Source organism: Brevundimonas sp. GW821-FHT09G01, from assembly GCF_059416065.1.
This window is the reverse complement of the sequence record NZ_JBWKOL010000015.1, coordinates 1-23,449: the sequence shown is the minus strand read 5'-3', so window position 1 is coordinate 23,449 and position 23,449 is coordinate 1. Positions and strand designations below refer to the sequence as shown.

22 protein-coding genes and 1 tRNA gene are annotated in these 23,449 nt (G+C 68.2%); 9 read left to right on the top strand and 14 right to left on the bottom strand.

The features are described 5' to 3' along the window. From AC07NB_RS17610 to AC07NB_RS17595, 4 genes are all read right to left on the bottom strand, one after another. Positions 1 to 708, bottom strand: a 708-nt coding sequence (locus tag AC07NB_RS17610) for a MotE family protein (protein WP_494572530.1), incomplete at its 3' end; no start/stop codon positions are given. A 28-nt stretch (positions 709 to 736) separates the two neighbouring features. Next, the gene (locus AC07NB_RS17605) at positions 737 to 1,288 is read right to left on the bottom strand and encodes a DUF6468 domain-containing protein (RefSeq protein WP_494572531.1); all 552 of its coding nucleotides are present in this window, start codon (positions 1,286 to 1,288) and stop codon (positions 737 to 739) included. Further along, positions 1,288 to 2,346, bottom strand: coding sequence for a flagellar motor switch protein FliM (fliM, locus tag AC07NB_RS17600; protein WP_492313668.1), 1,059 nt, complete (start codon positions 2,344 to 2,346; stop codon positions 1,288 to 1,290). The genes AC07NB_RS17605 and fliM overlap by 1 nt, the downstream gene beginning before the upstream one ends. Next, positions 2,347 to 3,009, bottom strand: coding sequence for a flagellar basal body-associated FliL family protein (locus tag AC07NB_RS17595; RefSeq protein WP_492313669.1), 663 nt, complete (start codon positions 3,007 to 3,009; stop codon positions 2,347 to 2,349). A gap of 178 nt (positions 3,010 to 3,187) precedes the next feature. Between AC07NB_RS17595 and flgF the strand changes: the two genes are divergently transcribed. From flgF to AC07NB_RS17555, 8 genes are all read left to right on the top strand, one after another. Then, entirely contained in the window at positions 3,188 to 3,925 is a 738-nt protein-coding gene (gene flgF / locus AC07NB_RS17590) for a flagellar basal-body rod protein FlgF (protein WP_492313670.1), read from the top strand. 14 nt (positions 3,926 to 3,939) lie between these two features. After that, a complete protein-coding gene (flgG, locus tag AC07NB_RS17585) occupies positions 3,940 to 4,728 on the top strand; it encodes a flagellar basal-body rod protein FlgG (protein ID WP_492313671.1) in 789 nt (262 codons plus the stop codon). Next, positions 4,725 to 5,330, top strand: a complete 606-nt coding sequence (locus AC07NB_RS17580; protein WP_492313672.1) for a flagella basal body P-ring formation protein FlgA — start codon at positions 4,725 to 4,727, stop codon at positions 5,328 to 5,330. Before flgG ends, AC07NB_RS17580 begins: the two co-directional genes overlap by 4 nt. A 10-nt stretch (positions 5,331 to 5,340) precedes the next feature. Further along, complete coding sequence (flgH, locus tag AC07NB_RS17575; RefSeq protein WP_492313673.1) at positions 5,341 to 6,075, top strand: flagellar basal body L-ring protein FlgH; 735 nt, start codon at positions 5,341 to 5,343, stop codon at positions 6,073 to 6,075. Positions 6,076 to 6,288: 213 nt separating this feature from the next. Next, entirely contained in the window at positions 6,289 to 6,759 is a 471-nt protein-coding gene (locus AC07NB_RS17570; protein ID WP_492313674.1) for a hypothetical protein, read from the top strand. A gap of 39 nt (positions 6,760 to 6,798) precedes the next feature. Next, positions 6,799 to 7,242, top strand: coding sequence for a hypothetical protein (locus AC07NB_RS17565; protein WP_494572532.1), 444 nt, complete (start codon positions 6,799 to 6,801; stop codon positions 7,240 to 7,242). 14 nt (positions 7,243 to 7,256) lie between these two features. Continuing rightward, positions 7,257 to 7,763, top strand: coding sequence for a hypothetical protein (locus AC07NB_RS17560; RefSeq protein WP_291833640.1), 507 nt, complete (start codon positions 7,257 to 7,259; stop codon positions 7,761 to 7,763). 52 nt (positions 7,764 to 7,815) lie between these two features. Further along, positions 7,816 to 9,621 (top strand): DUF885 domain-containing protein, encoded by a 1,806-nt coding sequence (locus AC07NB_RS17555; RefSeq protein ID WP_492313676.1) that lies wholly within the window; start codon positions 7,816 to 7,818, stop codon positions 9,619 to 9,621. Between the two features lie 7 nt (positions 9,622 to 9,628). On the opposite strand, the gene AC07NB_RS17550 is transcribed toward AC07NB_RS17555, so the two are convergent. The 3 genes from AC07NB_RS17550 to msrA form a co-directional block, all read right to left on the bottom strand. After that, positions 9,629 to 10,144, bottom strand: a complete 516-nt coding sequence (locus AC07NB_RS17550; RefSeq protein WP_494572533.1) for a cytochrome C — start codon at positions 10,142 to 10,144, stop codon at positions 9,629 to 9,631. A 73-nt stretch (positions 10,145 to 10,217) separates the two neighbouring features. Then, positions 10,218 to 10,559, bottom strand: a complete 342-nt coding sequence (locus tag AC07NB_RS17545; protein ID WP_291833648.1) for an MmcQ/YjbR family DNA-binding protein — start codon at positions 10,557 to 10,559, stop codon at positions 10,218 to 10,220. A 1-nt stretch (position 10,560) separates the two neighbouring features. Beyond that, entirely contained in the window at positions 10,561 to 11,220 is a 660-nt protein-coding gene (msrA, locus tag AC07NB_RS17540) for a peptide-methionine (S)-S-oxide reductase MsrA (RefSeq protein WP_291833651.1), read from the bottom strand. Positions 11,221 to 11,351: 131 nt separating this feature from the next. On the opposite strand from msrA, the gene AC07NB_RS17535 reads away from it, so the two are divergent. After that, positions 11,352 to 11,441 (top strand) — tRNA-Ser (locus AC07NB_RS17535). Positions 11,442 to 11,764: 323 nt separating this feature from the next. On the opposite strand, the gene AC07NB_RS17530 is transcribed toward AC07NB_RS17535, so the two are convergent. From AC07NB_RS17530 to AC07NB_RS17500, 7 genes are all read right to left on the bottom strand, one after another. After that, positions 11,765 to 12,784 carry a hypothetical protein gene (locus tag AC07NB_RS17530; RefSeq protein ID WP_494572534.1) on the bottom strand — a complete coding sequence of 340 codons (1,020 nt, stop codon included), beginning with the start codon at positions 12,782 to 12,784 and terminating at the stop codon, positions 11,765 to 11,767. Beyond that, positions 12,771 to 14,300, bottom strand: coding sequence for an MBOAT family O-acyltransferase (locus AC07NB_RS17525; protein WP_494572594.1), 1,530 nt, complete (start codon positions 14,298 to 14,300; stop codon positions 12,771 to 12,773). Before AC07NB_RS17525 ends, AC07NB_RS17530 begins: the two co-directional genes overlap by 14 nt. Beyond that, positions 14,272 to 15,957, bottom strand: coding sequence for a carbamoyltransferase family protein (locus AC07NB_RS17520; RefSeq protein WP_494572536.1), 1,686 nt, complete (start codon positions 15,955 to 15,957; stop codon positions 14,272 to 14,274). The genes AC07NB_RS17525 and AC07NB_RS17520 overlap by 29 nt, the downstream gene beginning before the upstream one ends. Then, positions 15,954 to 16,208, bottom strand: coding sequence for an acyl carrier protein (locus AC07NB_RS17515; RefSeq protein WP_291833663.1), 255 nt, complete (start codon positions 16,206 to 16,208; stop codon positions 15,954 to 15,956). The genes AC07NB_RS17520 and AC07NB_RS17515 overlap by 4 nt, the downstream gene beginning before the upstream one ends. Before the next feature lie 25 nt (positions 16,209 to 16,233). Then, on the bottom strand, positions 16,234 to 18,441 hold the full coding sequence (locus AC07NB_RS17510; RefSeq protein WP_494572537.1) for a hypothetical protein: 2,208 nt from the start codon (positions 18,439 to 18,441) through the stop codon (positions 16,234 to 16,236). Next, on the bottom strand, positions 18,438 to 20,141 hold the full coding sequence (locus AC07NB_RS17505; RefSeq protein WP_494572538.1) for an AMP-binding protein: 1,704 nt from the start codon (positions 20,139 to 20,141) through the stop codon (positions 18,438 to 18,440). The genes AC07NB_RS17510 and AC07NB_RS17505 overlap by 4 nt, the downstream gene beginning before the upstream one ends. Before the next feature lie 327 nt (positions 20,142 to 20,468). Beyond that, complete coding sequence (locus AC07NB_RS17500; RefSeq protein WP_494572539.1) at positions 20,469 to 23,135, bottom strand: restriction endonuclease; 2,667 nt, start codon at positions 23,133 to 23,135, stop codon at positions 20,469 to 20,471. Positions 23,136 to 23,449 lie beyond the last annotated feature (314 nt).

Here is a 23,449-nt window from a genome sequence, read left to right as displayed (position 1 = left end):
GGGTTGGGGCGTCGGGGTCGCGGCGGGCGGCGCGGCGACGTCTGCGGCAGGGGCCGGAGCCGGAGCCTCGCTGGAGGCCGCGGCGGCGCGGGCGGCCAGGGCCTGCTGGGCGGCGAAGCGGCGCGCCAGCTTCTCGGTCAGGACGCGGGCGGCGGCGGGGTCCATCTGGGCCATGACGGCGGCCAGGGTGCGCGGACGCATGGCGGCGGCGACCGGCAGGCGGACATCGTCATCGAGGGTGGCGAAGACGCGAGCGGCCTCGCGCGGACGCATGGCCGAATAGACGGCGACCAGACGGTCGGTCTCGGCCTTCTGCTTCTCGTCCACCTGACCCAGCATGGCGGCGACCTCGGCCTTCACGGCTTCGAGCGCCTGGACGCGGGCGTCCAGCTTCTGCTCGGCGGCGGTCAGCAGGGGCAGCATGGAGGCCATGTCGGTGTCGCGGGCGTCCAGCTCGGCGCGGCGGGCCGACAGCGACTGGATGATGCGCAGCTCGGCCGGGGAGATGCCCGCCTGCTGGGCCAGCTGTTCGGGCGTCAGGGCGCAGACGGCGGCGGCGGGCTTGGGGGCGGCGCCGGCGGGCACGGCTTCCTCGGCCCAGGCCTTGGCGCCCTCGAACAGGCCAGGGGCCACGCCAATGGCGCGGATCACCACCACGCCGCCGATGGCGACGGCGATCAGGGGCAGAAGGCGCGGAATCCTGGCCATGCGGGTTACTCAGTTCCTCAGGGGAAAATCAGGCGGCGAACAGATCGTCGTCCAGGCTACGGCGCGCCTGGTTGAGGCTTTGCTTCGCGGACTGGTTAGCGGTGAGCGCGCCGAGAATGGCGTGGACGTTGCTGGAGGCGGCGGGGCGGGCCGGGGCGGCCATGCCCTGGATGCGTTCGGCCAGGGCCTGCATGCGGGCGGCGCGGGCGTCCTCTTCGGACACCGGGGCGGCGACCGGCTTCGGCGCCGGGACGACAGTGCGCGGCTCGGCGCGGGGAGCCTCGACGGCGCGGGCCGGGGCGTATTCGCCGCCGCGCACGATCAGGGCTTCCAGCTGGGCCTTCACTTCGCGGGCCTTGATGATCCGGTCGTGCAGGAGATCGGTCTCCTGCCCCGAGGCGCGCAGCGAGGCCAGGGCGGCCTCGGCGCGGCCGGCGGCGGCGTTGAGATCAGTCACCGCGGAGGCGAAGGCCAGCTGGCCCGCGCGCAGGGCGCTGAGCTTGCGCTCCAGCCGCACGCCGTAGCCGAGGGCCGCGACCAGCAGCAGCATCAAGACGCCGTCCAGAATCATGCCGGTCATCAGCGCTTTCCCTTCACCAGACTGGAGGCGGCCTCGACGTTCACCGGGGCCTCGATACGCACGGCGATATGCTGGCCCTTGCGGCCCATGCGGCCGATGGTCAGCGGCAGGGTCCCGGCGCGCACAGAGACGTGCGACTCCGGCGTGGCGTTCAGCATCAGGGTGTCGCCGACCTTGAAATCGAGCACCTGCGACAGCGGCACCTGCTGTTCGTCGAGGACGACGCGGACCTCGGTCTCGGTGGTCCAGAGCTCGGTGGCCAAGTGGCCTTCCCAGATGTTGTCGCGGCCGAACTTCTCACCCATGAACTGCTGCAGCAGCATCTTGCGGATGGGCTCCAGCGTCGAATAGGGCAGCAGCAGCTCGACCCGGCCGCCGCGGTCTTCCATGTCGATGCGCAGCTTGACCAGGATGGCGGCGTTGGCCGGGCGCGCGATGGCGGCGAAGCGCGGATTGGTCTCCAGCCGGTCCAGGGTGAAATGCACCGGGGTCAGCGGCTCGAACGCCTGGCGCGCGTCGTTCAGGATGACCTCGACCATCCGCTGCACCAGCACGCGTTCGATGGTGGTGTAGGGGCGGCCTTCGATGCGTAGGGCCGCGGTGCCCCGGCGGCCGCCCAGCAGCACGTCCACGATCGAATAGATCAGGTTGGAATCGACCGTCAGCAGGCCGTAGTTGTCCAGCTCCTCCGCGCGGAAGACCGCCAGGATGGCGGGCAGCGGGATGGAGTTCAGATAGTCGCCGAAACGGATCGACGAGATGTTGTCGAGGCTGACCTCGACGTTGTCCGAGGTGAAGTTGCGCAGGGAGGTCGTCATCAGCCGCACCAGGCGGTCGAAGACGATCTCGAGCATCGGCAGGCGCTCGTAGGAGACCAGCGCCGAGTTGATGATGGCGCGGATGCCCGAGCGTTCGGAGCCGTCGTCGTCGCCGAGGTCGAAGCCCAGCAGGCTGTCGATCTCGTCCTGGTTCAGGACCCGCTCGGACGCAACCGGGCGCTCGTCGGCCAGGGGCTCGGCGAACGGGTCGGCGTCGTCGGCGAAGGCGGCGTCGGTCATCTATTGAACCAACATCTCTTCGATCAGCACGGCGTCGACCTTGCCGGGGGCGGCGATCAGGTTGACGCGGCGCAGGATCTCGGCCCGAAGCTGGAAGCTGCCGGCGGATCCGGCCAGATCCTCAGGGCGCAGCTCGCGCAGGAAGCTCTGGAACATGTCCTTCATGCGCGGCATCTCCTCCTGCAGATGCGTGGCCAGTTCGGCGTCCTGCATCTCCAGGGTGAGCTTGAGCTTGAGGTAGGTCGGACGGCCCTCGGACGACTGAATGTTCATCACCATGTCGGGCATGGTGTAGAAGGTGACCCCGTCCGGACCCGCGGCGATCGTACCCAGCGCGGGGTTGGCCTCGCCTTCGGCGCCGCCGCCGTGACCGCCGCCGCCCTTCTTCTTCTCCTCGCCGTGACCGCCGCCCTTCTTCTCGGCGCCGTGGCCGCCGGCGGCCTCGCCATGCCCCTCTTCCGCCGGGGCGGACTTGGGCTGCATCATCACGAAGGCCGCCGCGCCGCCGCCGCCCAGCACGACCAGGGCCGCCGGGATGATGATGAACAGCAGGGGCAGCTTCTTCTTGGCGGGCGCGCCTTCGCCGTCGACGGTTTCCCCGTCGGTCACGGCGGGCAGGTTGGCGTCGCCGCCTGCGTCCTTCTTTTTGCCGAACTTCAGCATGCGCCCCAAGCCTTGAGAATCTCAGCCTCCAATTCAGCCGGGTTTGGTTAACGAGCCGTTTAGAACCGGCAAATCCTGCCGGGCGCCGCAGGGGGTAAATCGGGCCGAACGCCCGCCACCACTGGATTAACCCTCTTGGCACGACCGTTGCGACGGGATGGGCTGAAAGGAGCCGCCCGTGGAAAACGCCGCCTACGTTGGACTGTCACGCCAGATGACGCTGCGCCGCGAACTCGATGTCGTGGCCAACAACATCGCCAACGCCGACACCAACGGCTTCAAGGTCGAGCAGCTGCTGGTCGGCTCCGAGGTCGGCGAACGGGCGCGCAACGCCTTCGTCCGCCCGGGCGTCAGCTTCGTGCTGGACAACGGGGTCGGGCGCGACTTCTCGGCGGGCGCGCTGTCGCAGACGGGCCGCAGCCTGGACTTCGCCATCGAGGGCGACGGCGCCTTCTTCAAGGTGCAGGACGGGAACGGCGAGGCCTACACCCGCGACGGCGCCTTCACCCTGGACCCCACGGGCCGGCTGACCACCAAGCAGGGCCAGGCCGTGCTTGGCGAAGCCGGCGAGATCGTCCTGGACACCACCCTGGGCGAGATCTCGGTCGGCGCCGACGGCACAATCACCCAGGATGACCAAGTCGTCGGCCGCTTGGCGGTGGTTCGCTTCGAGAGCCTGGGCGCGCTCGAGAAGGGCGGCGACGGCCTGTACCGCAACGCCTCCAACGCCGCGGCCACCGAAGCCCCCGAGGCCCAGATCCGTCAGGGCATGCTGGAGGGCTCCAACGTCAATCCGATCCTCGAGATCACCAATCTGATCGAGATCCAGCGCGCCTACGAGAGCGTCACGCGGATGATCGAAAACACCAATGACCTGTCCCGCCGCTCGGTCGAGCGGCTGGGCCGGGTGTCATAAGGGAGCACTGAGACATGCGCGCGCTCAGAACCGCCGCCTCGGGCATGGCCGCCCAGCAGCTGAACGTGGAGGTCATCTCCAACAACATCGCGAACATGAACACCGTCGGCTACAAGCGCCAACGGGCCGAGTTTCAAGACCTGCTGTACCAGAACGTCGAGCGGATGGGCGCGCAGTCGTCCACCCAGGGCACCGTCGTCCCGACCGGCATCCAGATCGGCGCCGGCGTGAAGGCCGGGGCGGTCTATCGCGTCACCGAGCAAGGCACCCCGAGCAACACCGGCGGCATGTACGACATGGCCATCGACGGCCGCGGCTATTTCCAAATCCTGATGCCCTCGGGCGAGACGGCCTTCACCCGGGCCGGCAATTTCGCGATCAACGGCGAAGGCCAGCTGGTCACCGACGACGGCTATGCGGTGCAGCCCAACATCACCATCCCGCAGGACGCGATCGACGTTCAGATCTCCAAGTCCGGCCAGGTGCAGGTCTTCACCCAGGGCAGCACCACCCCGGCGGTCGTGGGCCAGCTGGAGCTGGCGACCTTCTTCAACGACGCGGGCCTGGAAGCCATCGGCGACAACCTGCTGCTGGAGACCGCCGCCTCGGGCGCGGCCAACGTCGGCACGCCGGGCGAGGTCGGCTTCGGCGAGATCCTGCACAAGTTCACCGAGTCGTCGAACGTGGACGCGGTGTCGGAAATCTCGGCCCTGATCATCGCCCAGCGGGCCTATGAGATGAACTCCAAGGTCATCACCACCGCCGACCAGATGCTGTCGGTCGCCTCGCAGGTGAAGTCGTGAGGGCCCTGATCCTCGGCGCCGTCTGCGCCTTCGCCCTGGCCGGTCCCGCGCTGGCGGGCCCGGTGACGCTGAGGGCCAATCCGGTGGACGACGACGGCCAGGTGACCCTGGGCGACATCTTCGACGGCGCGGGCGGGGCGGCGAACGTCGTCGTCGGCCGCCGCGCGGGCCCTTCTATCGTGTTCGAGGCCGCCCAGCTGCAGGGCATGGCCCGTCAGGCGGGGCTGGACTGGGCAAATCCGACCGGGTTGCGCCGGGTCGTGGTGCGCCACGCCGCCTCCGCTCCGTCCGCGAGCGCACCGGAGGCCGTCGCGGCCGCCGGCCCGGCCTCCCCCGCCCCTGTGCGCACCGCATCCCGCGCGCCGAGCGCCGCCGAGCGGGTCATCGCCCGCAACGACATCGTCGAGGTCCTGTACGAGACCGGCGGCGTGCGCCTGACCATCACCGGCCGGGCCGAGGGCAATGCGGCCGAAGGCCAGCGCGTGGCCATCCGCAACCTGCAATCCAACCGCGTCATCGACGCCGTGGCCACCGGCCCGGGGCAGGCCGTCGCCGGCCCCGCCGCCCAATCGATCCGCACCCAACAGTTCGCCGCCCGCTAGGGGAAGTCACATGCGTACCGCCCTGATCCTGACCGTCGCCGCCCTCTCGCTGGGCGCCTGCTCGACCGCCATCGAAGCGGTGCGCGGCCCAGAGCTGGCCCCCATCGGCTATCCGGCGGCCCTGGTGCCGACCAGCCAGACCTACCTGCCCTCGCCCGAGCAGCAGGCGGCTGACCGCGCGGCCAGCGCCAACAGCCTGTGGCGCGCGGGCGCCCGGACCTTCTTCGGCGACCAGCGCGCCCGCCGCGTCGGCGATATCGTGACCGTCAACATCGACATCGACGACCGCGCCCAGACGAACAACTCCACCACCCGCAACCGCACCAACGAAGCCTCGGGCGGGGTGACCCACTTCTTCGGGCTGGAAAACAGCCTGGGCCGCGCCTTCCCGGGCGGTTTCGACCCGGCCAACATGATCGGCACCGAAGGCCAGGCCAACGCCACCGGCTCCGGCTCGGTGAACCGGGCCGAAAAGGTCAGCCTGACCATCGCCGCCGTCGTCGCCGACGTCCTGCCGAACGGCAATCTGGTGATCCAGGGCCGGCAGGAAGTGCGCACCAATCGCGAGGTCCGCGAACTGACCGTCGCCGGCATCGTGCGCCCCGAGGACATTTCCTCGGCCAACACCATCAACCACACCCAGATCGCCGAGGCCCGCATCAGCTACGGCGGCCGGGGCGACATCAGCCGCATGCAGGCCACCCCGGCGGCGCAGTCGCTGGTGGAGCGCTTCAGCCCATTCTAGCGGGCCGCGGACCGTCGGCCCTTCGGGACCTCCCGACCCGACGCGGCCTGGCGCTTCGCGCAGACTAGCCGGCCCCGACCGTCACCCTGATCGCCCGCCGGCGACCCCGGCGGGCGTGTCGCGTTTGGGACACGGCGGTCAGCCGCCGTTCAGCTGAGCTGTGAACTCTTAACGGACATCAACGTTTGCCGATCAGAGGTGAGTGTCCGTCCCATGCTGAAGTTCGTTGTCCCTGCTGTCGCCGCCCTGGGCCTGATCGCGTTCGCCGCACAGTCCAGCGCGTCGAATTCGGACACCCAGTCCGCGTCTGGGGCCATGGGCTGGCACCTGAGCCATGAGGGCCGGATGGCCAAGCTGGCCTATGGGGTCGAGAACTCCGACCAGCTGGCGTTGATGATGACCTGCGAGCCGGGGCGGTCCCAGGCCGTGGTCTATGGCGACGTGCAGCCCGCCACCCCGCGCCTGATCCACGCCTCCATGACCGAAGCCCCCATCGACCCGCTGGACGGCGAGCTGGCCGACGAGGCCCGCATCTCCCTGAACGATCCGACCCTGCGCGATTGGGCCCGCAAGGGCGTGCTGGCCGTCGAGGGCGACGCCGGGCGGTTCGAACTGACCGCCACCGACAAGGAGCGCGCCCTGATCGGCGCCTTCTTCGCCTATTGCGGAACGGAACAGGCCTGACCACCTTTTACAGACAGGCTTGCAGCGGGGGCTGAACGCATGATCGCCATATTGGCCGCCGCGGCGGCGCTGATACTGGGCGCCCAGAACGCGGCCGCGGCTCCGCCCGAGACCGCATGGACCTGGACCCTGTACGCCGACACGCCCGTGGTGCTGGCCAATGAGGTGCCGGACACCGCCAATCTGCGCACGACCCTGGAATGCGATCCCGGCAGCAGCGTCGCCCGCCTGACCCTGTACGGCGGCGAGCCCGGCGCGGGCATGGCGCGGGTGACCGCCGGCGACGCCTCGGCCGTGGCCCAGTCCGAGGCGGCGCGCGGAGGCGGGATCAAGCTGGCGCTGCGCACCGATCACCCCGTGTTCACGGCCTTCGGCGTCAGCGGACGGCTGGGCGTGGCCGTCGGGGAGCAGCGGCGAACCATCGAAGTCCCGACTGCGCACCTTGCCAAGCTGCGCCGCTTCGCCGAACTGTGCTCCGGCTGAGCCGGAGTTCTCCCATGCGCCTGACCGTCCTGATCGCCGCCGCCGGCCTGACGCTGGCGCTGGCGGCGTGTAACACCACCTCCCAGCCGGGCATGGGGCTGTCTCCCGCCTCGTCCGGCTCGCCCGCGCCGGTGCAGGGCTATGACTGGCACCTGAACCAGGACGGCGACGAGGCGCGGCTGGCCTACGGCGCCGAGGCCAGCGACGACCTGAAGATCGGCCTGGATTGCCGCAAGCACTCGGGTCAGCTGGCCCTGAGCGCCCTGGCCGCGGTCGGCGCGGCGTCCGAGATCCATCTGGAGTCCGGCGGCGAGACCGAGCGTTTCCCGGCCGAGGCCGAGGCGTCCGAGGTCAATGACGGCCTGTTCCTGACCGCCGAGGCCAAGGCGCGGGAGCCGGTGTTCCAGCGCTTCCGCCGCACCGGCTGGCTGGCGGTGTGGGAGGGCGAGACCCGTCACGCCTACGCCCCGCATCCGGGCTCGGACGAGCGGGTCGAGCGGTTCTTCGCCTTCTGCGGTTGACGCGAGGCCCGCGCTCCGGTGCAGTCCCGTCCGCATCCGGGAGGGACCCCAAATGAAGCTCGTTCTCGCCGTCGCCGGCGCCGCCCTGCTGGCCGCCTGCGCCGCCCCCGCCTTCGCTGAGATCGGGGCCCAGACCCCGGCCCAGCCCGCCGCGACGCGCAACGCCCAGGACCCGGCCCTGGCGGCCCTGCTGAACGACTATGAGATCTATCTGCGGTCGGTCGATCCGATCTCGGCCGGGATGGAGGGCGACCGCGACGCCCTGCGCCGCCTGCCCGACGCCTCGCGCGCGTTCGAAGTGGCGCAGGAGCCGGCGCTGAAGGGATTCGCCGACCGGCTGGCGGCCATCGATCCGGCGCGGCTGAACGACGAAGACCGGCTGAACCACGCCTTCATGGCCTATGTGATCAAGCGCGCCCGCGACCGCATCCCGCTGGACACCGGCCGGATCGACGCCTTCAGCTCGGAGGGCGGGCCGGGCCAGAGCCTCGGCTATGTCGCCAGCGTCACCCGGATCACCAGCATCGACGACGCCGAGGCCTATATCGCCCGGCTGGAGGCCATGCCGGCCCTCTATGACGACCAGTTGGCCAACGCCCGGCGCGGGCTGGCGACCGGCCTCGTCCAGCCCCGCTCGATCGTCGAGAACGCGCTCAGCCTGATGGAGCCGGAAGCCGCGCTGACGCCCGCGACCGACCCGCTGCTGAAGCCGTTCGCCGCCCTGCCCGCCTCGATCCCGGCGGACAAGCAGGCGGAACTGCTTGCGCGGGCGCAGGGCGTGGTGGCCCGGCAGATCATGCCGCGTCGCCAGGCCTGGGTCCGCTTCCTGCGCGACGACTACCTGCCCCGCGCGCCGGAGACGCTGGGACTGGTCCACCGGCCAGGCGGGCGTGAGCTCTACGCCTTCCTGGTGCGCGGCTACACGACCACCGACATGACGCCCGATCAGGTCCACCAGCTGGGCCTGCAGGAGGTGGCGCGCATCCGCGCCCGCATGGACACCGAGATGCGGGCCGCGGGCTGGACCGGCGACTTCGCCTCCTTCCTGAACTTCCTGCGCACCGACCCGCAGTTCTACGCCACCACGCGCGAGGACCTGCTGGAGAAGGCGTCGGAGATGGCCAAGCGGTCCGACGACCACCTTCCCGCCCTGTTCGGGACCCTGCCGCGGACGCCCTATGGCGTGCGGCCCGTGCCGGCGGAGATCGAGGCCAACTACACCACCGGCCGCTACTTCCCCGGCTCGATGGAGAACGGGATCGCCGGCGGCTACATCGTCAACACCAGCCGGCTGGACCAGCGGCCGCTGTACGAGCTTCCGGCCCTGACCCTGCATGAGGCGGTGCCCGGCCACCATCTGCAGATCGCCCTGCAGCAGGAGGCCGAGGAAGGCCCCTATTTCCGCCGCGGCGTGGACGTGACCGCCTTCACCGAAGGCTGGGGGCTGTACGCCGAATTCCTGGGCGAGGAGATGGGCTTCTACCGCACCCCCTATGAGCGGTTCGGGCGGCTCAGCTACGAGATGTGGCGCGCCTGCCGCCTTGTGGCGGACACCGGCATTCACTGGCTGGGCTGGGACATCGAACAGGCCCGCGCCTGCTTCCGCGACAACTCGGCCCTGGCCCCGCACAACATCGAGACCGAGCTGCAGCGCTATATCGGCTGGCCGGGCCAGGCGACGGCCTACAAGGTCGGCGAGATCCGCCTGCGCGCGGTCCGCACCCGCGCCGAGACCGAACTGGGCGACCGTTTCAACGTGCGCCGCTTCCACGACGCCCTGCTGGTCGACGGCCCCCTGCCGATGGCGCTGCTGGACGAGCGGATGGACCGCTGGATCGCCGAGGAGAAGGCGCGCTGACCGCGCCCTAGGCTCCCGGGATCACCGGCGCCATGTTCTCGTAGGGCGTGGTCGGGGTCCGTCCGGGCGGCATGGCCGTCGGAGCCGGGTCGCCTTCCAGCGGCAGGGACTTGATGTAGCGGTACAGCGCCCGCTTGTCGGCGTCGGCCATGGCGCGGACGCTGGGCCAGGGCATGGGCGGCAGGCCTTCGCGCGTCGACAGCATCTCGACCCAGGCGTCCTCGGTCATGCCGGCGACGGTGCGGCGCAGGTTGTGCGGATAGCTGGTCCCCCACGGCCCCATGAAGCCCATGCCGGAGCCCTTCAGCCATTCGGACTCGGGCGTCTTGCCGCCTCCCTGGGGATAGCCGGGCGTGTGGCAGTCGTTGCAGCCGCCGACGCGCACCAGATAGCGGCCCGCTTCGATATCCGTGGCGGCGACCACCTGCGGCCCGTCCGAGGTAGTGACGTTGACCCGCGCCTGATCGCAGGATCCGAGCGCGAGCGCGCAGGCGCCCGCCATGATGAGATGTCTGCCGGTCATGATGATCTCCCCCGAGACAGGCAGAGAACAACGTTTGGCGGATTCGTGCAACGCGCCGGTGGCGCAACGCCCGTCAGAGCCCCAGTTCGGCCCGCTGCTTCTTCGTCAGCTTCGCCGCGATGATGGAATGGGCGATGGCGAAATGCTCGGCCAGTTCGTCATCGGGCCAAGCGGACGGGTCTGGCAGGTTCACCCACTTGGCGCGGGCCAGATAGGGGGCCGGGCGGGCGCGGCCCTCCTCGGTCAGCACCTCATAGGCGATGTCCGAGACCTTGAACGACACCCCGCCCTGCTCGCCGACCATGACGAACATCTTGCCGCCGATGCGGTAGGCGTCGTGATGGTCGCCGAACGGGTGATCCAGCGTCGCCCCCGGAAGGGCCAGACAGGCCTTGCCGATCCCCGCGCGATCCATCCTAGGCCCCGGAACCTGAAGTGACGCCGACGCCGATGGGGCAGGTCACGCCCGTCCCGCCGATGCCGCAATAGCCCTCGGGGTTCTTGGCCAGATAACCCTGATGATAATCCTCGGCGAAATAATAGACGCCCGCCGGGGTGATCTCGGTGGTGATCTCCCCCTGCCCCGCCGCCGTCAGGGCCGCCTGATAGGCGTCGCGCGAGGCCTCGGCCTGTTCGCGCTGCGCCTCGTCCAGATAGTAGATGGCCGAGCGGTAGGTGGTGCCGATGTCGCCGCCCTGGCGCATGCCTTGGGTGGGGTCGTGGTTTTCCCAGAACACCTTGAGCAGGTCGGCGTAGGAAATCTCCTTGGGATTGAAGACCACCTGCACGACCTCGGCGTGGCCGGTCAGGCCGGTGCAGGTCTCTTCATAGGTCGGATTGGGAGTGTAGCCGCCGGTATAGCCCGCCGAGGTCACCCAGACGCCCGGCAGGGACCAGAAGACCCGCTCCACGCCCCAGAAGCAGCCCATGCCGAAGACGGCGGTCTGGAAGCCCTCCGGATGCGGTCCTTTCAGCGGGCGGCCGGTGACGAAATGGACCTCATCGGTGGTCACCGGCGTCGCCCGGCCGGGCAGCGCGGACCCGGGCGTGGGCATGGTGGTCTTCTGCGAGAGCATGGCGGAACTCCGGACAAATCGTACGCCGCCCATATGGGCCATCATCCGGCGCTTGCCGAGGGGGTCCGACTGTTCTAATCAGCGCCCCTCGCCGGATGGACCGTCCGGCGTTTCACGCGCGTCGTGGAAACGGACAGGTGGCGGAGTGGTCGATCGCGCACGCTTGGAAAGCGTGTGTACGTGAAAGCGTACCGAGGGTTCGAATCCCTCTCTGTCCGCCACACCGCGATTTTCTTCCCGTTATTTGAAATGTTTGACGCGTAAACCGGATAAACTTTCGGTTCACGCAGCAGTACGCAAGCGCGCTCGAGCACGGCAAGCAGAACCCGACGGCAGTCGCGGTGTTCGAACTCGCGCAGCAGTTGGGCTGCGAACCGGCGGACTTGGCATCGCGTCCACAGTCACTGTCGGCCAGCCACGCTCATTGACGGCGACGCTGAACGCCGGTGAGGGCGTCGCCATCACAGCAATGGCTTCTTAGCCGAGAGAGTCCAACTCATCGCCGGACCAACTCAGGTCAGCAACGCGCCAGAAGAAACGAGCCTCATGGCGACGCGCTCAAAAGCGCGTTCAGCGCCGTTTCGCCGAGGCGTGCGGAGAAGTGGAAATAGTCGGTCCACTGCTCGCGATCACGCCATAGCGCTTGTTCGGCTTCGTTCCCCAGCGGGGTTGAGGCGAAGTTCAGGTAACGAATGTCGCACCCCCCAACGGTCGACGGACGCCCGGCGAACATCGCCGCGATCCGCGCTGCGTTGGCCTGGACCAATCGATCGTGTCCGTTTACGGGCGCATCGGCGGGTGTCGCGGGCAGGGTAAAGAAGACGAGCCGGTGCCGAAGACCGGTTCGGCGACAAATATTGTCCGCCAGGTCCGCAAGTCCGGCGAGGTTCCTGCGGCCCATCGCAAGCGAGGCCGGCGACGTATCGAGCTGACTCAGCGTGTAGCGAAGGCTGCGCTCGGCCTGGATCCAGTCGCGTGCACCGGGAGCCAGCGCCTCGCAAGGCGCGTAGGTCGCCGGGTAGGCCTCAGCGCCGTTCAGGCTGTGCACCACTGTCTGCGCGGACTGCAGGGTGGTGCGGGGCGACAACGCGGTGGACAGGGCAGCCTGCGCGGGATCTACGATGGCGGGCCGTTCGCGCGTCGGCAATCCGACCTCGATCAACATGGTGGCAGGCGCTGTGCGACTGTTCAGGATCGCCCGTTCGACCCGCGTCATCTCTCGCACGCCCCAGGCGGATCCCGCGACCCGCAGGATATCGGGCCGGGAACAGGTGTTGAAGCCACGCCAGGCTCGGGACGAGCCGATCAGGAAGGTGTCTCCCTGGTGCTCGCGAATGGCGCGCGTGAAGAAGGCCGGGTTACCGCCGGCGACCCCTTGCGCGATCACGCCGGGCGGAGGGCTTCGGTTGAAGGCATGACGGCCGGACTGGCCGAATTCACCGGTCGGATCGACCACGACATTGAACAGCGCATATCCGATGAGGATCGCCAGCCCCGCGCCGAGCCCCATCCACCAGCCTCGGGTCAGCCGGGCGGGCGACTTGTCCGGTTCAGAACTGGGCATAGATGAAGCCGTATTGCTGCACAGGGCGGGTGACGCCGATCAGGGCCAGGAGCAGCAGGCCGACCGTCAACCCGCCCCACAGCAGGGTCGGTCGCCAGCGGAGCCAGTCCGGGGCGGGCATGGCGCCGGGGATACCGAAAATCTGCATGGTGTTCGGGCAGACGAGGACTATCGTCGTCACGACGCCCATCATCGCCAGTGTACGCACACTTGGCAGGCGCGCATTGGGATAGGCGCCGGCCAGATCGATGCCCTGCGCCAGGCCCGCAAATATGGCCTTCACATCGACGAGCGCGGGAAGCACCCGGCCCAGCGTCTGGCCGTCGCCGACCCTCAGCATCAGCGCGATGACCGCCACGGCGATCAGGATCAGAGCCTGACCAGCGACCTGCCGCGCGCGCTGTTCAACGACGCCGATCGGTCGAGGCGCGCCGCGGGCGTTCTGGCGGGCGAACTGGAGCACGATCAGCAGCGCCGCCACGCCCAGCCCCTGCAGCAACGGCAACAGGGCGGCGGTGTGCCAGGCGGCGACAACCAGATAGGCGACCAATGTGGCCAGCGCCCACGCGACGCCATAGCGGCGAACGGTCGGTTGGATCGGCAGTTTCCGGGCGATCCGGAACACCGGTTCGAAAACATAATCTCGCACGAAGGTCATCAGGCTCATGTGCCAGCGCATCACATACTGACCGGGCGACGAGGCCTTCAGCGGCGAGTTGAAATTGATCGGCAGCAGCAGGCCGAAGCACAGGCCCACGCCGATGGCGATGTCTGAATAGGCCGAGAAATCCAAGTAGAGCTGGAGCGTATAGCCCCAGGCGGCGGTCCAGGCCTCGACCGGGGTGACGGCGCCCAGATCCACCGCGGTCAGGACGGCGTCGACCTTTCGCGCCATGGGATCGGCCAGCCAGGTTTTCTTGACGACCCCGGCCAGCACCAGCGCGCCTCCGCGCGCGATATCCGCCCCCGTCGGCGCTGTGAAGCCCAACCGGCCGAACTGGGGCGCTATCCGGCCGTAGGCGCCGATCGGGCCTGCCGGAAGCTGCCCGAAGAAGGAGCCCCAAGCCGCAAAACGTAGCAGGCCCAACCGCTCGACGCCCGGCTTCTGCGCGTCGATCACGAAGGTGATCTGCTGCAAGGTGTAAAAGGCCAGACCGAGCGGCAGGGCCACGGGAAGCACCTGCTGCGCCACCTTGAAGGCCACCAGCGGAGCCAAGTTCGCGATGATCGCGCCCGCCACGGCAAGCCTGCGCATCGTCGATCCGGGCGCCAGCCGGCCAATGAGCGCGACAGCGGCGAAATTGCCGAGAATGGATGTGGTCAGGACTGCGAGCGCGATCGGCCCGGCCTGCGCGCAGAACAGGACCGACACGGCCACCAGCAATCCCACCGCCGCCGTGGGCCGCCAGCGACAGGCGAGCGCGAACGCCCCCACCGTGACCGGCAGCCAGAGGATGAGGAACTGGAGGCTTACGAATGAAATGGCTTCACGCCGCCTTCTCGACGAGCACGTCATCCAGCAGGACGCCGTCCAGACCCGTGGTCGCCAGGACGGCCATCGCGTCCTGCACGCTGTGCACGATGGGTTTGCCCATGACGTTGAAGCTGGTGTTCAGCACGATCGGCACGCCGGTCCGCGCCTCCATGGCGTCGAGCAGGCCGCTCATCCACGGATCTGAAGCCGCCTCGACGGTCTGAAGCCGACCAGTCCCATCCGCATGGACGACCGCCGGGACACGGTCGCGGACCTCCGCCTTCCACGGTAGGGTGAAGGACATGTAGGGCGACGGCTGAGGACGGTCGAACCACTCGCTCACCCGGTGCGCGGGAATGATCGGCGCGAACGGGCGGTAGGGTTCGCGCCCTTTGACCCGTTGATTGAGCCGGTCCTTCATGTCCGACGGGCGGGGATCGGCGAGGATCGAGCGATGGCCAAGGGCGCGCGGACCGAACTCGGCCGCGCCGCGCATCACGCCGATGATCCGGCCCGCCGCCAGCCGACCGGCGAGCGTCGCCAGCCCCTGCGGGCCGGTGCAATCCGAGATGTGACCGTAGCCACAGTTCGCGACCGTTCTGTCGATGACCCGCCGGTCCGGCGTCGTTCCGAGGAAGGGCGTGATCCGCCCCGTCGCGGCCGACTGTTCGGGATGATCCTGCATCCACGACAGAAGGGCTGCGCCCAAGGCGTTGCCGTCATCGGCGGGCGCGCTCGGAACATGGACCGCCTCGAAGCCGAAGCGGCCACCGATCGTGCCGTTGTAGGAGGAGTTGAGCGCGCAGCCGCCGCTCAGGACGAGGTTACGCTCGCCGAGTTCCGAGCAGCTTCGCAGGATGCGATCGACCAGCCGCCCATAGGCGGCCTGACCGCTGGCGGCGAGGTCGGCGGCCTGCTGGATGGGATCGGAGGGCCTGCGCGCATGCGCCCTTGCACGGGCGACCACGGCGTCGATCACCGCCTGCTCCGGCAGTTGGGGCCGCCCGTCCACGATGTTGAGCATCGTCTCCAACACGTCCACAAGACCCGCATCGGGCGTGCCGAAGGCGGCCAGGCCCATGACCTTCCACTCTTCTCCGGCGCGCCAGTCGAAGCCGCACAGGCCGGTCAGCCAGGCGTAGAAGGTTCCGAGACTGCCTGGCCCCCACGATCGCCACAGCCGCTTCAGCCTGCCGTGGGAGAGACGGAACAGGCTCGCGGCGCCCACCTCGCCTTCCCCGTCGATGACCAGACAGAGGCCATCGGCGAACGGCGCGCTGCCGCAGGCTGCGACGGCGTGGGACAGATGGTGGTCGAAATGCCGGACCTCCGGGGGGGTCTCGGCGAGCCCAAGGCGCAGCAGGGACTCGCCCGCCGACGCCTGCGCGTGGGCCTGAAGGCCCCGCAGCCACAAGCCGTCCGAGCCCGGCAGCAAGGCGTTGGACACCGACACCGGAAGGTCCGCCTTCACCCGCGCCCAACTGGTCGAGACGATCAGTTCGTCGGCGGCGGCGTCAAACCCGACGGCGGACAGGGCGCTTTCCAGATGGCCGACATGATCCGGCGCCGCGCCCCACGCGCGCTTGTCCTGGATGAAGCGTTCGGTGGCCTCGGCGAAGCGGATGCAGCCGGCCTCATCCACGATCGCCAACGCCGGGTCATGTCCCGAGGTCGACAGACCCAGATAGAACCGGCTCATGGGGTGTCGAACAGCGCCACAACCGCCGCCGCGACCTCGTCCAGCGTCTGGAATTCGAACATCAGCGACGGCTCGACCTCGATCTGGAACTCGTCCTCGATGTGACCCGAGATCAGCACCGCGTCGATGGATTCCAGACCGAAGTCGACCAGCACGGTGGAGCCCAGGATCTGATCGGCCGGGACTTTGGTTCGCCTGCTGATGTGGGCGCGCAGGAAGTCAGTCACCTGTTCGACGGTCGGCGGGGTCATGAACACACTTTCAAACTCTGGAAGGTCAATCGAGACGGCAATGCAGTTCGGCCAGAATGACCGTCTGGGAGTTTTCGACATAGCGGGGCTGTCCACCCGTGAAACGCAGATCGGGATAGCGGGCGAACAGGGCGGGCACGGCCTTGCGGATGAGGAGGCGCGACAGGGCCGCGCCGATGCAGCGGTGAAGGCCATGCCCGAACGCCAGATGGCCCGCGCCGAGGTCGCGATTGATGTCCGCCAACCGCAGCTGCATCGTGTCGCCGGGCTGGAAAGCGACGCCGTCGATCTCCCCTTCCGCCCGCGCAACCCGGTAGATGAAACGCGGAGACGCCGCGGCGGGCACGATCCGGGTGTCGAGATGCGCCGCCACCCAGGCCGGATCGGCGGGGTCGCCGCGCTGATCGACGGGCGCCGAGGCGAGAGCCAGCACCGCGTTGGCGAGGGTGTGGGAGACGTTGAAGCTGGCGCCGTAGAGGACCAGCACGAAGGCCTTGCGATCCTGCACGTCCATCTGGTCCCAGCCGCTGGCGGCCAGATGGGACAGCAGGGAGGTCGGTCCGTCGCTCGCCGGACCTGTGGGATCTTCGTCGAACTGGCCAAGCAGGGTGTCGACCATGGCCTGGACCTTCAGGATGGCCCGCAGCGATCGCAGCGGCTCCAGCACCTCCTGAAGGAGTGGCGCGAGTGCGTTGAAGACAGCGGGATCATGCGGCCGAAGCCCCATGATCGGCTGACAGACAGCCCGGAACAGAGGCTCGCAGAAATCCGCGACCAGATCGACGTCCGTTCGCCCCTCAAGGGCCTGCACCGCGTGCTCGATCTCCGCGTCGATCAGCGGCGTCCAGGCGACGAGACGGTTGGAGCCCAGGGCTTCGAACCCCAGCAGGCGCATGCGCGCGTGGCGCGGGCCGGACTGGAAGAAAGGCGCGTTGCGGGCGACCCGAATCGCGGTCGACAGGTCGCGTCCGCTGGCCGCCTGGAGCGCGATCAGGTGCGGCTCCATGCCGGGCGGACTGAAGCGCGCGTCGTCGACGGCGACGGCGCGGGCGGTTCGGGGCTCGGTAATCTCCCACAGCCGGGCGGCGCGCTTCTGGAGCGGCGGCGTCAGGCGGCACGGCAGGGCCGTCGGCGCCTGCACCATGTGGGTCCGCTCGATCCGCACGCCCGCCTCATCCAGACGGAGGTCCGGGAAGCGCGCGGCCATCAACGGCAAGGCCCGGCTCAGCATCAGCCGGGCCAGAGCCGCCCCGGGACATTTGTGCACTCCGTCGCCGAACGACAGCGACGTCCGACCGCCCTCCCCCGCCGCGTGCGGGCAGAGCGACCGGTTGGCCGCGGGGATGTCCAGCGCCGCCAGATCGCCCGGTTGCACCGGCCGGCCGTTCAGCAGCGTCCCGGTTCGGGCGACGCGGTACAGCCTCAAGGTCGAGGGATAGTCGCGGATGACAGCGTCCAGATGCGCCTCGGCCCAGCCCTCGCGCGACACCTCGCCCCAGGTCGGTGCGCCGTCCCCGAGCAGGCCCCACAGGGCGAAGGCCAGCGATTCCGCCGCCGTATGGGCGGCCACCGTGATGGACGCGATCAGGGTGGCGTCGTCCACCCCGGCGGGCAGCTTGCCCCGCGCCAGAGCCATGACTAGCGGCGCCGGCGTCCCGGGATCACCAGACAGCGCGGTCGGGACAGACGCCGCGGCGATCAGATGCCGGTAGCCGTCCTGGACCGCCAGTAGGTCGCGCAGGCGCAGCAGGGGTTCGGTGAACACCCGCGCCTGGTAGACGGCGCGCAGGAAGGCCGCGTCATCCGGGATGGCCAGTCCGAACACATCGCGCATGCAGGCGATGAAAACCGGGTCCGAGAAATCGCGCACGAGATCCGGCGCCGGCTGCGTCGCCAACCGGTCGAGAGCCGCCCGGATGTGGCCGTCGATCACCGGCGCCCAACCGTCCACCCCGGCCGGGCTGAGGAAGGCCGCAAGCGCCCGGCGGGTCATGAGGTGATCGGCGTCGGTCTGGTAGATCAGCGACGCGCGCGCGGCGTCGGCCAGCAGGGACAGGTCCTCGCCGGTCGCGGCTTGAAGCTTCGCCAGATAGGGCAGGACCGCGGTCACGCCCCATGCCCGGTCGCGGAAGACCTCCGTCGCCTCCTCCGCCGTGTCGACGACGAAGCGGGCGCGGTCCGGACGAGGTCCTGAAGACGCGGACGTCCTGTCCCGAAGAGGCGTGGCGGTCACTGAAGCGCATCCTCAATCCGCCCGTCTCGCCAAGCGTTCGCCAGCAGGCGGCGCTGAACCTTGCCGCTGCTGGTGCGCGGAAGGGCTCCGCTGGGCAGGATGCGGATATCCGTCAGCTCGATCCCCCAGGCGCCCGCCACGGCCCGCCGGATCAAGCCGCGGGTGACGACTTCGTCCGCGACCCTCTCCCGGCGCCTGAGCTCGATCAGCAGCACCGCCTTTCCCGTGGCGAGGTCGTCCGGCATCAGCGCCGCGGCCGCCATGGGATTGAGCGCCTGATCCTGTTCTCCCGCCAGCCATTCCACATCCGTCGCGGGGATCTTGCGTCCGTTGGAGAACAGCAGGTCCTTCAGACGTCCGGTGACGTACAGCCAGTGGCCTTGGCGGACGCCGACATCGCCCGTCCTGAGCCAGTCTCCCCCAGCGCCGTCACCGGCGATCGCGACGCTGAACGACGCCGCCGTTTCCGCCGGCGCGTTGCGGTAGCCCCGCGCGACCGAAGCCCCCCGGACCCAGATTTCGCCGGGCTCGCCCGGCGCCGCGATCCTCAAGGTCTCCGGATCGACGAGACGAAGATCACCGTCCATCTCGGGCGAGACCCGGCAGGGCTCGATATCGCCACATCCGGGCGGGGGGGCGGGCCGGTCGTCGAGAAGGTCCGGATTTCCGCCGGCCACCATCAGGGTGAACTCGGCCAGACCGTAGCAGCCGAACACGGCGCTCGGGTTCAGACCCCATGGGCCGAAACGCTCGCGGAAAGCAGCCAGTAGCGACGCCGGGACCGGCTCCGCGCCGCAGAAGGCGCTGCGCCAGCGGGACAGATCCAGCCCTTCGCATTGTTCGTCAGTGACGTTCTGCAGGCAATGCGAGAAGGCGAAGGCGGGGCCGCCGCTGAAGGTCGCCCGGTGCTCGCTGATCAGGCGCAGCCAGCGCTCCGGCCGCTGGATCATCTGCAGCGGGTCCAGCAACACGGTCCGCCCTCCGGCGAGGATCGGATAGAAGATGCCGCCCATCAGCCCCAGGTCATGGAAATGCGGCAGCCAGCTGAGGACGACCCCATCCTCGTCCAGGCCCCAGGTGCCGTTCGCCAGTTGGGCGTTGGCGACAATGTTCGCGCCCGAGAGCGCCACCGCCTTCGGCGCCCGCGTCGAGCCGGACGTGTACTGGAGGATGACCGGGCGCGTCCCGTCGCCGCTCTGGACCGGCGCCATCAGAGGCGCCTCGGCCGCCTCGAGCGCTTCAACGTCGACGACGGAAAGGCCCGCTATCCCGCCGGACGTCAGCGCCGCCTCTATTTTGCCGGCAAGCCCGTCGGAACACAGGATCGCGGCCGGCGTGCAGTCGCGGATGATCTGATTGAACCGCAGGGTCTGAACACCCGGACGGGGGGCGGCCACGGCGGTGATCGTGAAACCCGCGTAGAGGGCCCCGACCAGGGTGACGACAAACTCGACGCCGCACGGCATGATCAGCGCCAGCGGGCCGTCGTCAGGTTTACGGATCGACGCCAGAGCCGCACCGCGCGCCAGGGCCCGTTCGTGCAGCTGACGTCCGGTCAGGACGCGGTCCCGCTGACCCGTGCGGCCACCGCAAACCGTGATTAACGGCCGGTCACTGCGTTCCAGCAGTCTTTCGCACAGTTGATCAGTCAGCACGCCGTTTCCCCTAGCCATCTTGCATGGGCGGGCGCCTGCCGCCATGGCCCGGAATCCCAAAATGAGGCGTTTGCGTACGCTTTGATCGTTTTGACTGCCGGGGCCGGCGAACAGGCGCTTTCAACTGCGCAAGTACGTTCCCCGCTCTGACAGCGGGGATTTAGGTCTCACGACCCCGGACAGCCGGACGATCCTCGCCACGTCCGGCGCGCGCTGCGCGTCAGGGCCGGTTTTCTATGCTTCGGGCGCCCTTCAGGCAGACAACCGACATTCCGAACTTCGGCTTTGCGCCAGATGCAGACACTGGTTTTGGTGCGCAAACCAGGAGCTACGCAGAGACGGACCTGTGCAATACCAGCGCGACCAACAGCGCTATTCGGCCGTATCCATCGCTTCGAGTCTTCGCCCCAGCCATTTCCGGATCGCGGAGGCGTCGCCCGATCTTGCGATATCGGTCAATTCCTCCTCACCCGCCCCAAGCAGGCTCCACTTTGTGCCGGCGAGATAGACCATTCGCTTGTCGATCAGCCATTTCGGCGGGCGTTGCCCGCCGTCCAGTTTCCTCTTGAAAATCTTCGCCAACGCATCGCGCGAGCCGTGGACCATCACCACCCCGTAGCAACTCCCCAGCCTTTCAGCGATCTCCTCAAAGGCGCCGGCGCTCACGCGGAACCCGGCGATCAAACAGTCGTCCAATGTTCCGTCGATGCTGATCGTCGGGGGTTGAGACCCCGTCGCCGAGGCTCGCCCCGTCAACCGGGAACGCATCATTCCCACGTTCTCAAGCCGGACGGACCCGTCGCCCGTGATGGCCATCTCGACATCCTCCATCGTCACGCGCGAGAGGGTGATCTCGTCGGCATCGATGGCGAGCCTGCAGTTGGTCAGGGTGACTTCGTCGAGACGCAACCTGGCCTCATGGCCGATGACAGCGAGGGCGCATCCGTTCATCGCACTGCGCCTGACAACAGAACCGAGCTGAAGCTCACCGACGCAAGACTTGAACGCGGTGTCCGCAATCTCGCCGGTCAAGGACGTGGCGCTGAACTGGCAGGCGTCAAACTCGACCTCCTCAAGGCTCAACTGGGAAATCCTGAAACGCTCGAAACGGCACCCCACGAACCGCCTCTTCCGGATAAGGGCGCGGGACAGGGAAATGTCGGAGAACTTTTTAGACTCCGATACCCGCTCGGAATAAAGCAAGGCCATCCTGACGTTCGAGAGATAGCGCTCAGACTGCGACGCGCTCGCCAATTCAAGATGATCTCTCAGGTTAATCGCGTAATCGATATCGATCAGGCTGTGACTTCCGACAAAGTACAGGATCTCGTAGTTCAGATTCTTTCCGAACTCGTCGACGATTGTTCGCTTCGACATCTTCTCAACGATGACGTCAGCGACAAAGTATTCCATGAAAGACTTGTGTGAGAACTCTATCCTGTCGTTCGCGGTGACGTTCAGGAAGGCGCACACACGGACATCGTTGACCACGCTCTCCATCTGCCCCGCCAGGACCGAGACCCGCCAGTCAGCGATGTCGGACAGGCCGCTCACCACGACCTTTTCCACGCTCTCGTATGTGGCTTCGAGGCCGGCGGCGTTGTCGAGCATGGCGATGGCCGCCGCCCTGGCGAACGAGAGACGCTCCTCCCGTCTCAAAAACTGGCGGACAGCCCAATCCCTGTTGAGATGCAGCGCCACGTAATCCCGATAGAGGCTGGCGGGACCGATTTCGATATTGGGGTCATCCAGCCTGACGGCGCCGGGGGCGATGATGACCTCGACCAGCATTTCCAGCAGCAGAGGCCGCGTCACCAGATCCGTCAGATCGTAGGTCTTGGACAAGAAGTCATAGACCTGGTCGACATTCAGCCCGTGCTGCTCATTGAACTCGGCCTCGAAGGCCGACAGGTAGTCGATGATGTGCGCTTTGCTGAAGGGCCTTATGTAGAACAGCCTTGTGTTCCATTGGCCGAAGAGACGATACGCGCCCGCCTCGGGGCCCCGGCGGCCAAGGTTGGCGAACCCTCTCGGCTTGGACGGTTCCCTGATCCCCACGTGATACTGCTCGGATGTTTGAAAGTCGCGACTGGTCAGATCGCGGATCAGCCCGTTCAGCTCCGCAAGATTGTTGAAGTAGGTGGGTCGGGACGTGATGAGCAGGTGGTTCGCCTGCTGGGTGATCCGCATGACGCGTGAAAACAGGCGAAACCGCTCATCCTGCGTGGCGTGGGTCGCCACCTCATCCAATCCGTCCAGGATCAGGACGCACCTGCCGCCCTTCTGCATTCTCTCGAACAGTTCAAACGAGGCGCTGGGCGAATGTTGAGACAACTGCGCCGCGACGAAGGAGCGGTCCGTATCGAACTGGGCCAGATTCCTGAGATAAAGGATGATCGGAAACAGTCCGGTTCCCTGGTTCAGGTAGCGCTCGGCCAGCGCCTTGTGCACCTGCTCAGCGACCGTCGTCTTGCCGCTGCCGAAGTCTCCCAGCAGGAACGAAAAGCTCTCCCTGCCGTCGTCAACGCCGGCCAGGAGATGGTCGATGAGGCGCGGCACAGGCGCCAGACGACCTTCCACAACCTCATCAGCCGACGGATCGATGAGCCGGCGCTTGATCTGTGATCTGTAATTTTTCATCGCGCCTTCGAGGTAAAGGCGGGACCCCAGGAGTTCGCTCTCGAGGCTTGCGAAGCTCACCAGCCGGATGTGCGGGACATCCGCGGCGGCTTCGCTCGCCTGGCGGGAAAACTTGCTGTCCGTGACGATGATCCCGTGCGTGAAACCAAGCCTGGCCTGCGTGGCCTGGAACGCATTGATGAAGCTGTAGACGTCGTCGTTCGAGACCGCGCTCCCGTTCCTGGATTTGCACTCGACGGCGATGCGCGTCTCGAAACCTCCGATCTCGTGACGCGAGGCGATGACGTCGTATTCCTGCCCGCGCAGCTCCCGGCACCGATCGACGCGAAAACCGGCCGCCCGGAAGAGCTCTTCAGCCGCAGTTTCGAAAGCGCTGCCGCGTTCGTGGGATTCCGCCATTCCGCCCCCCGGGGAACATTGATCCGACCAGCCTATGGGAAGCCGGCGAAGCGACCAAGGACTTCTCGCGTCATGCGAGAATGCGGTCGGCCACCTACAGGTGCGGTCCGCGACCCTGAACCCGATGCGGCTAAGGTCCTGACGACGCCCCGCGCGCCCTGCGCAGCAGAAGGGCCGCCCCGTCGCCGGGGCGGCCCTCCGCATTCGAGTGGATCAGGAACCGCCGAAACGGTCCCATCTCCCTACCAGTCGAACTTGACGCGGATCTCGCCGCCGTGGCTCGAGCTCGCATCGCCGAAGGCGCCGCGGTAGCC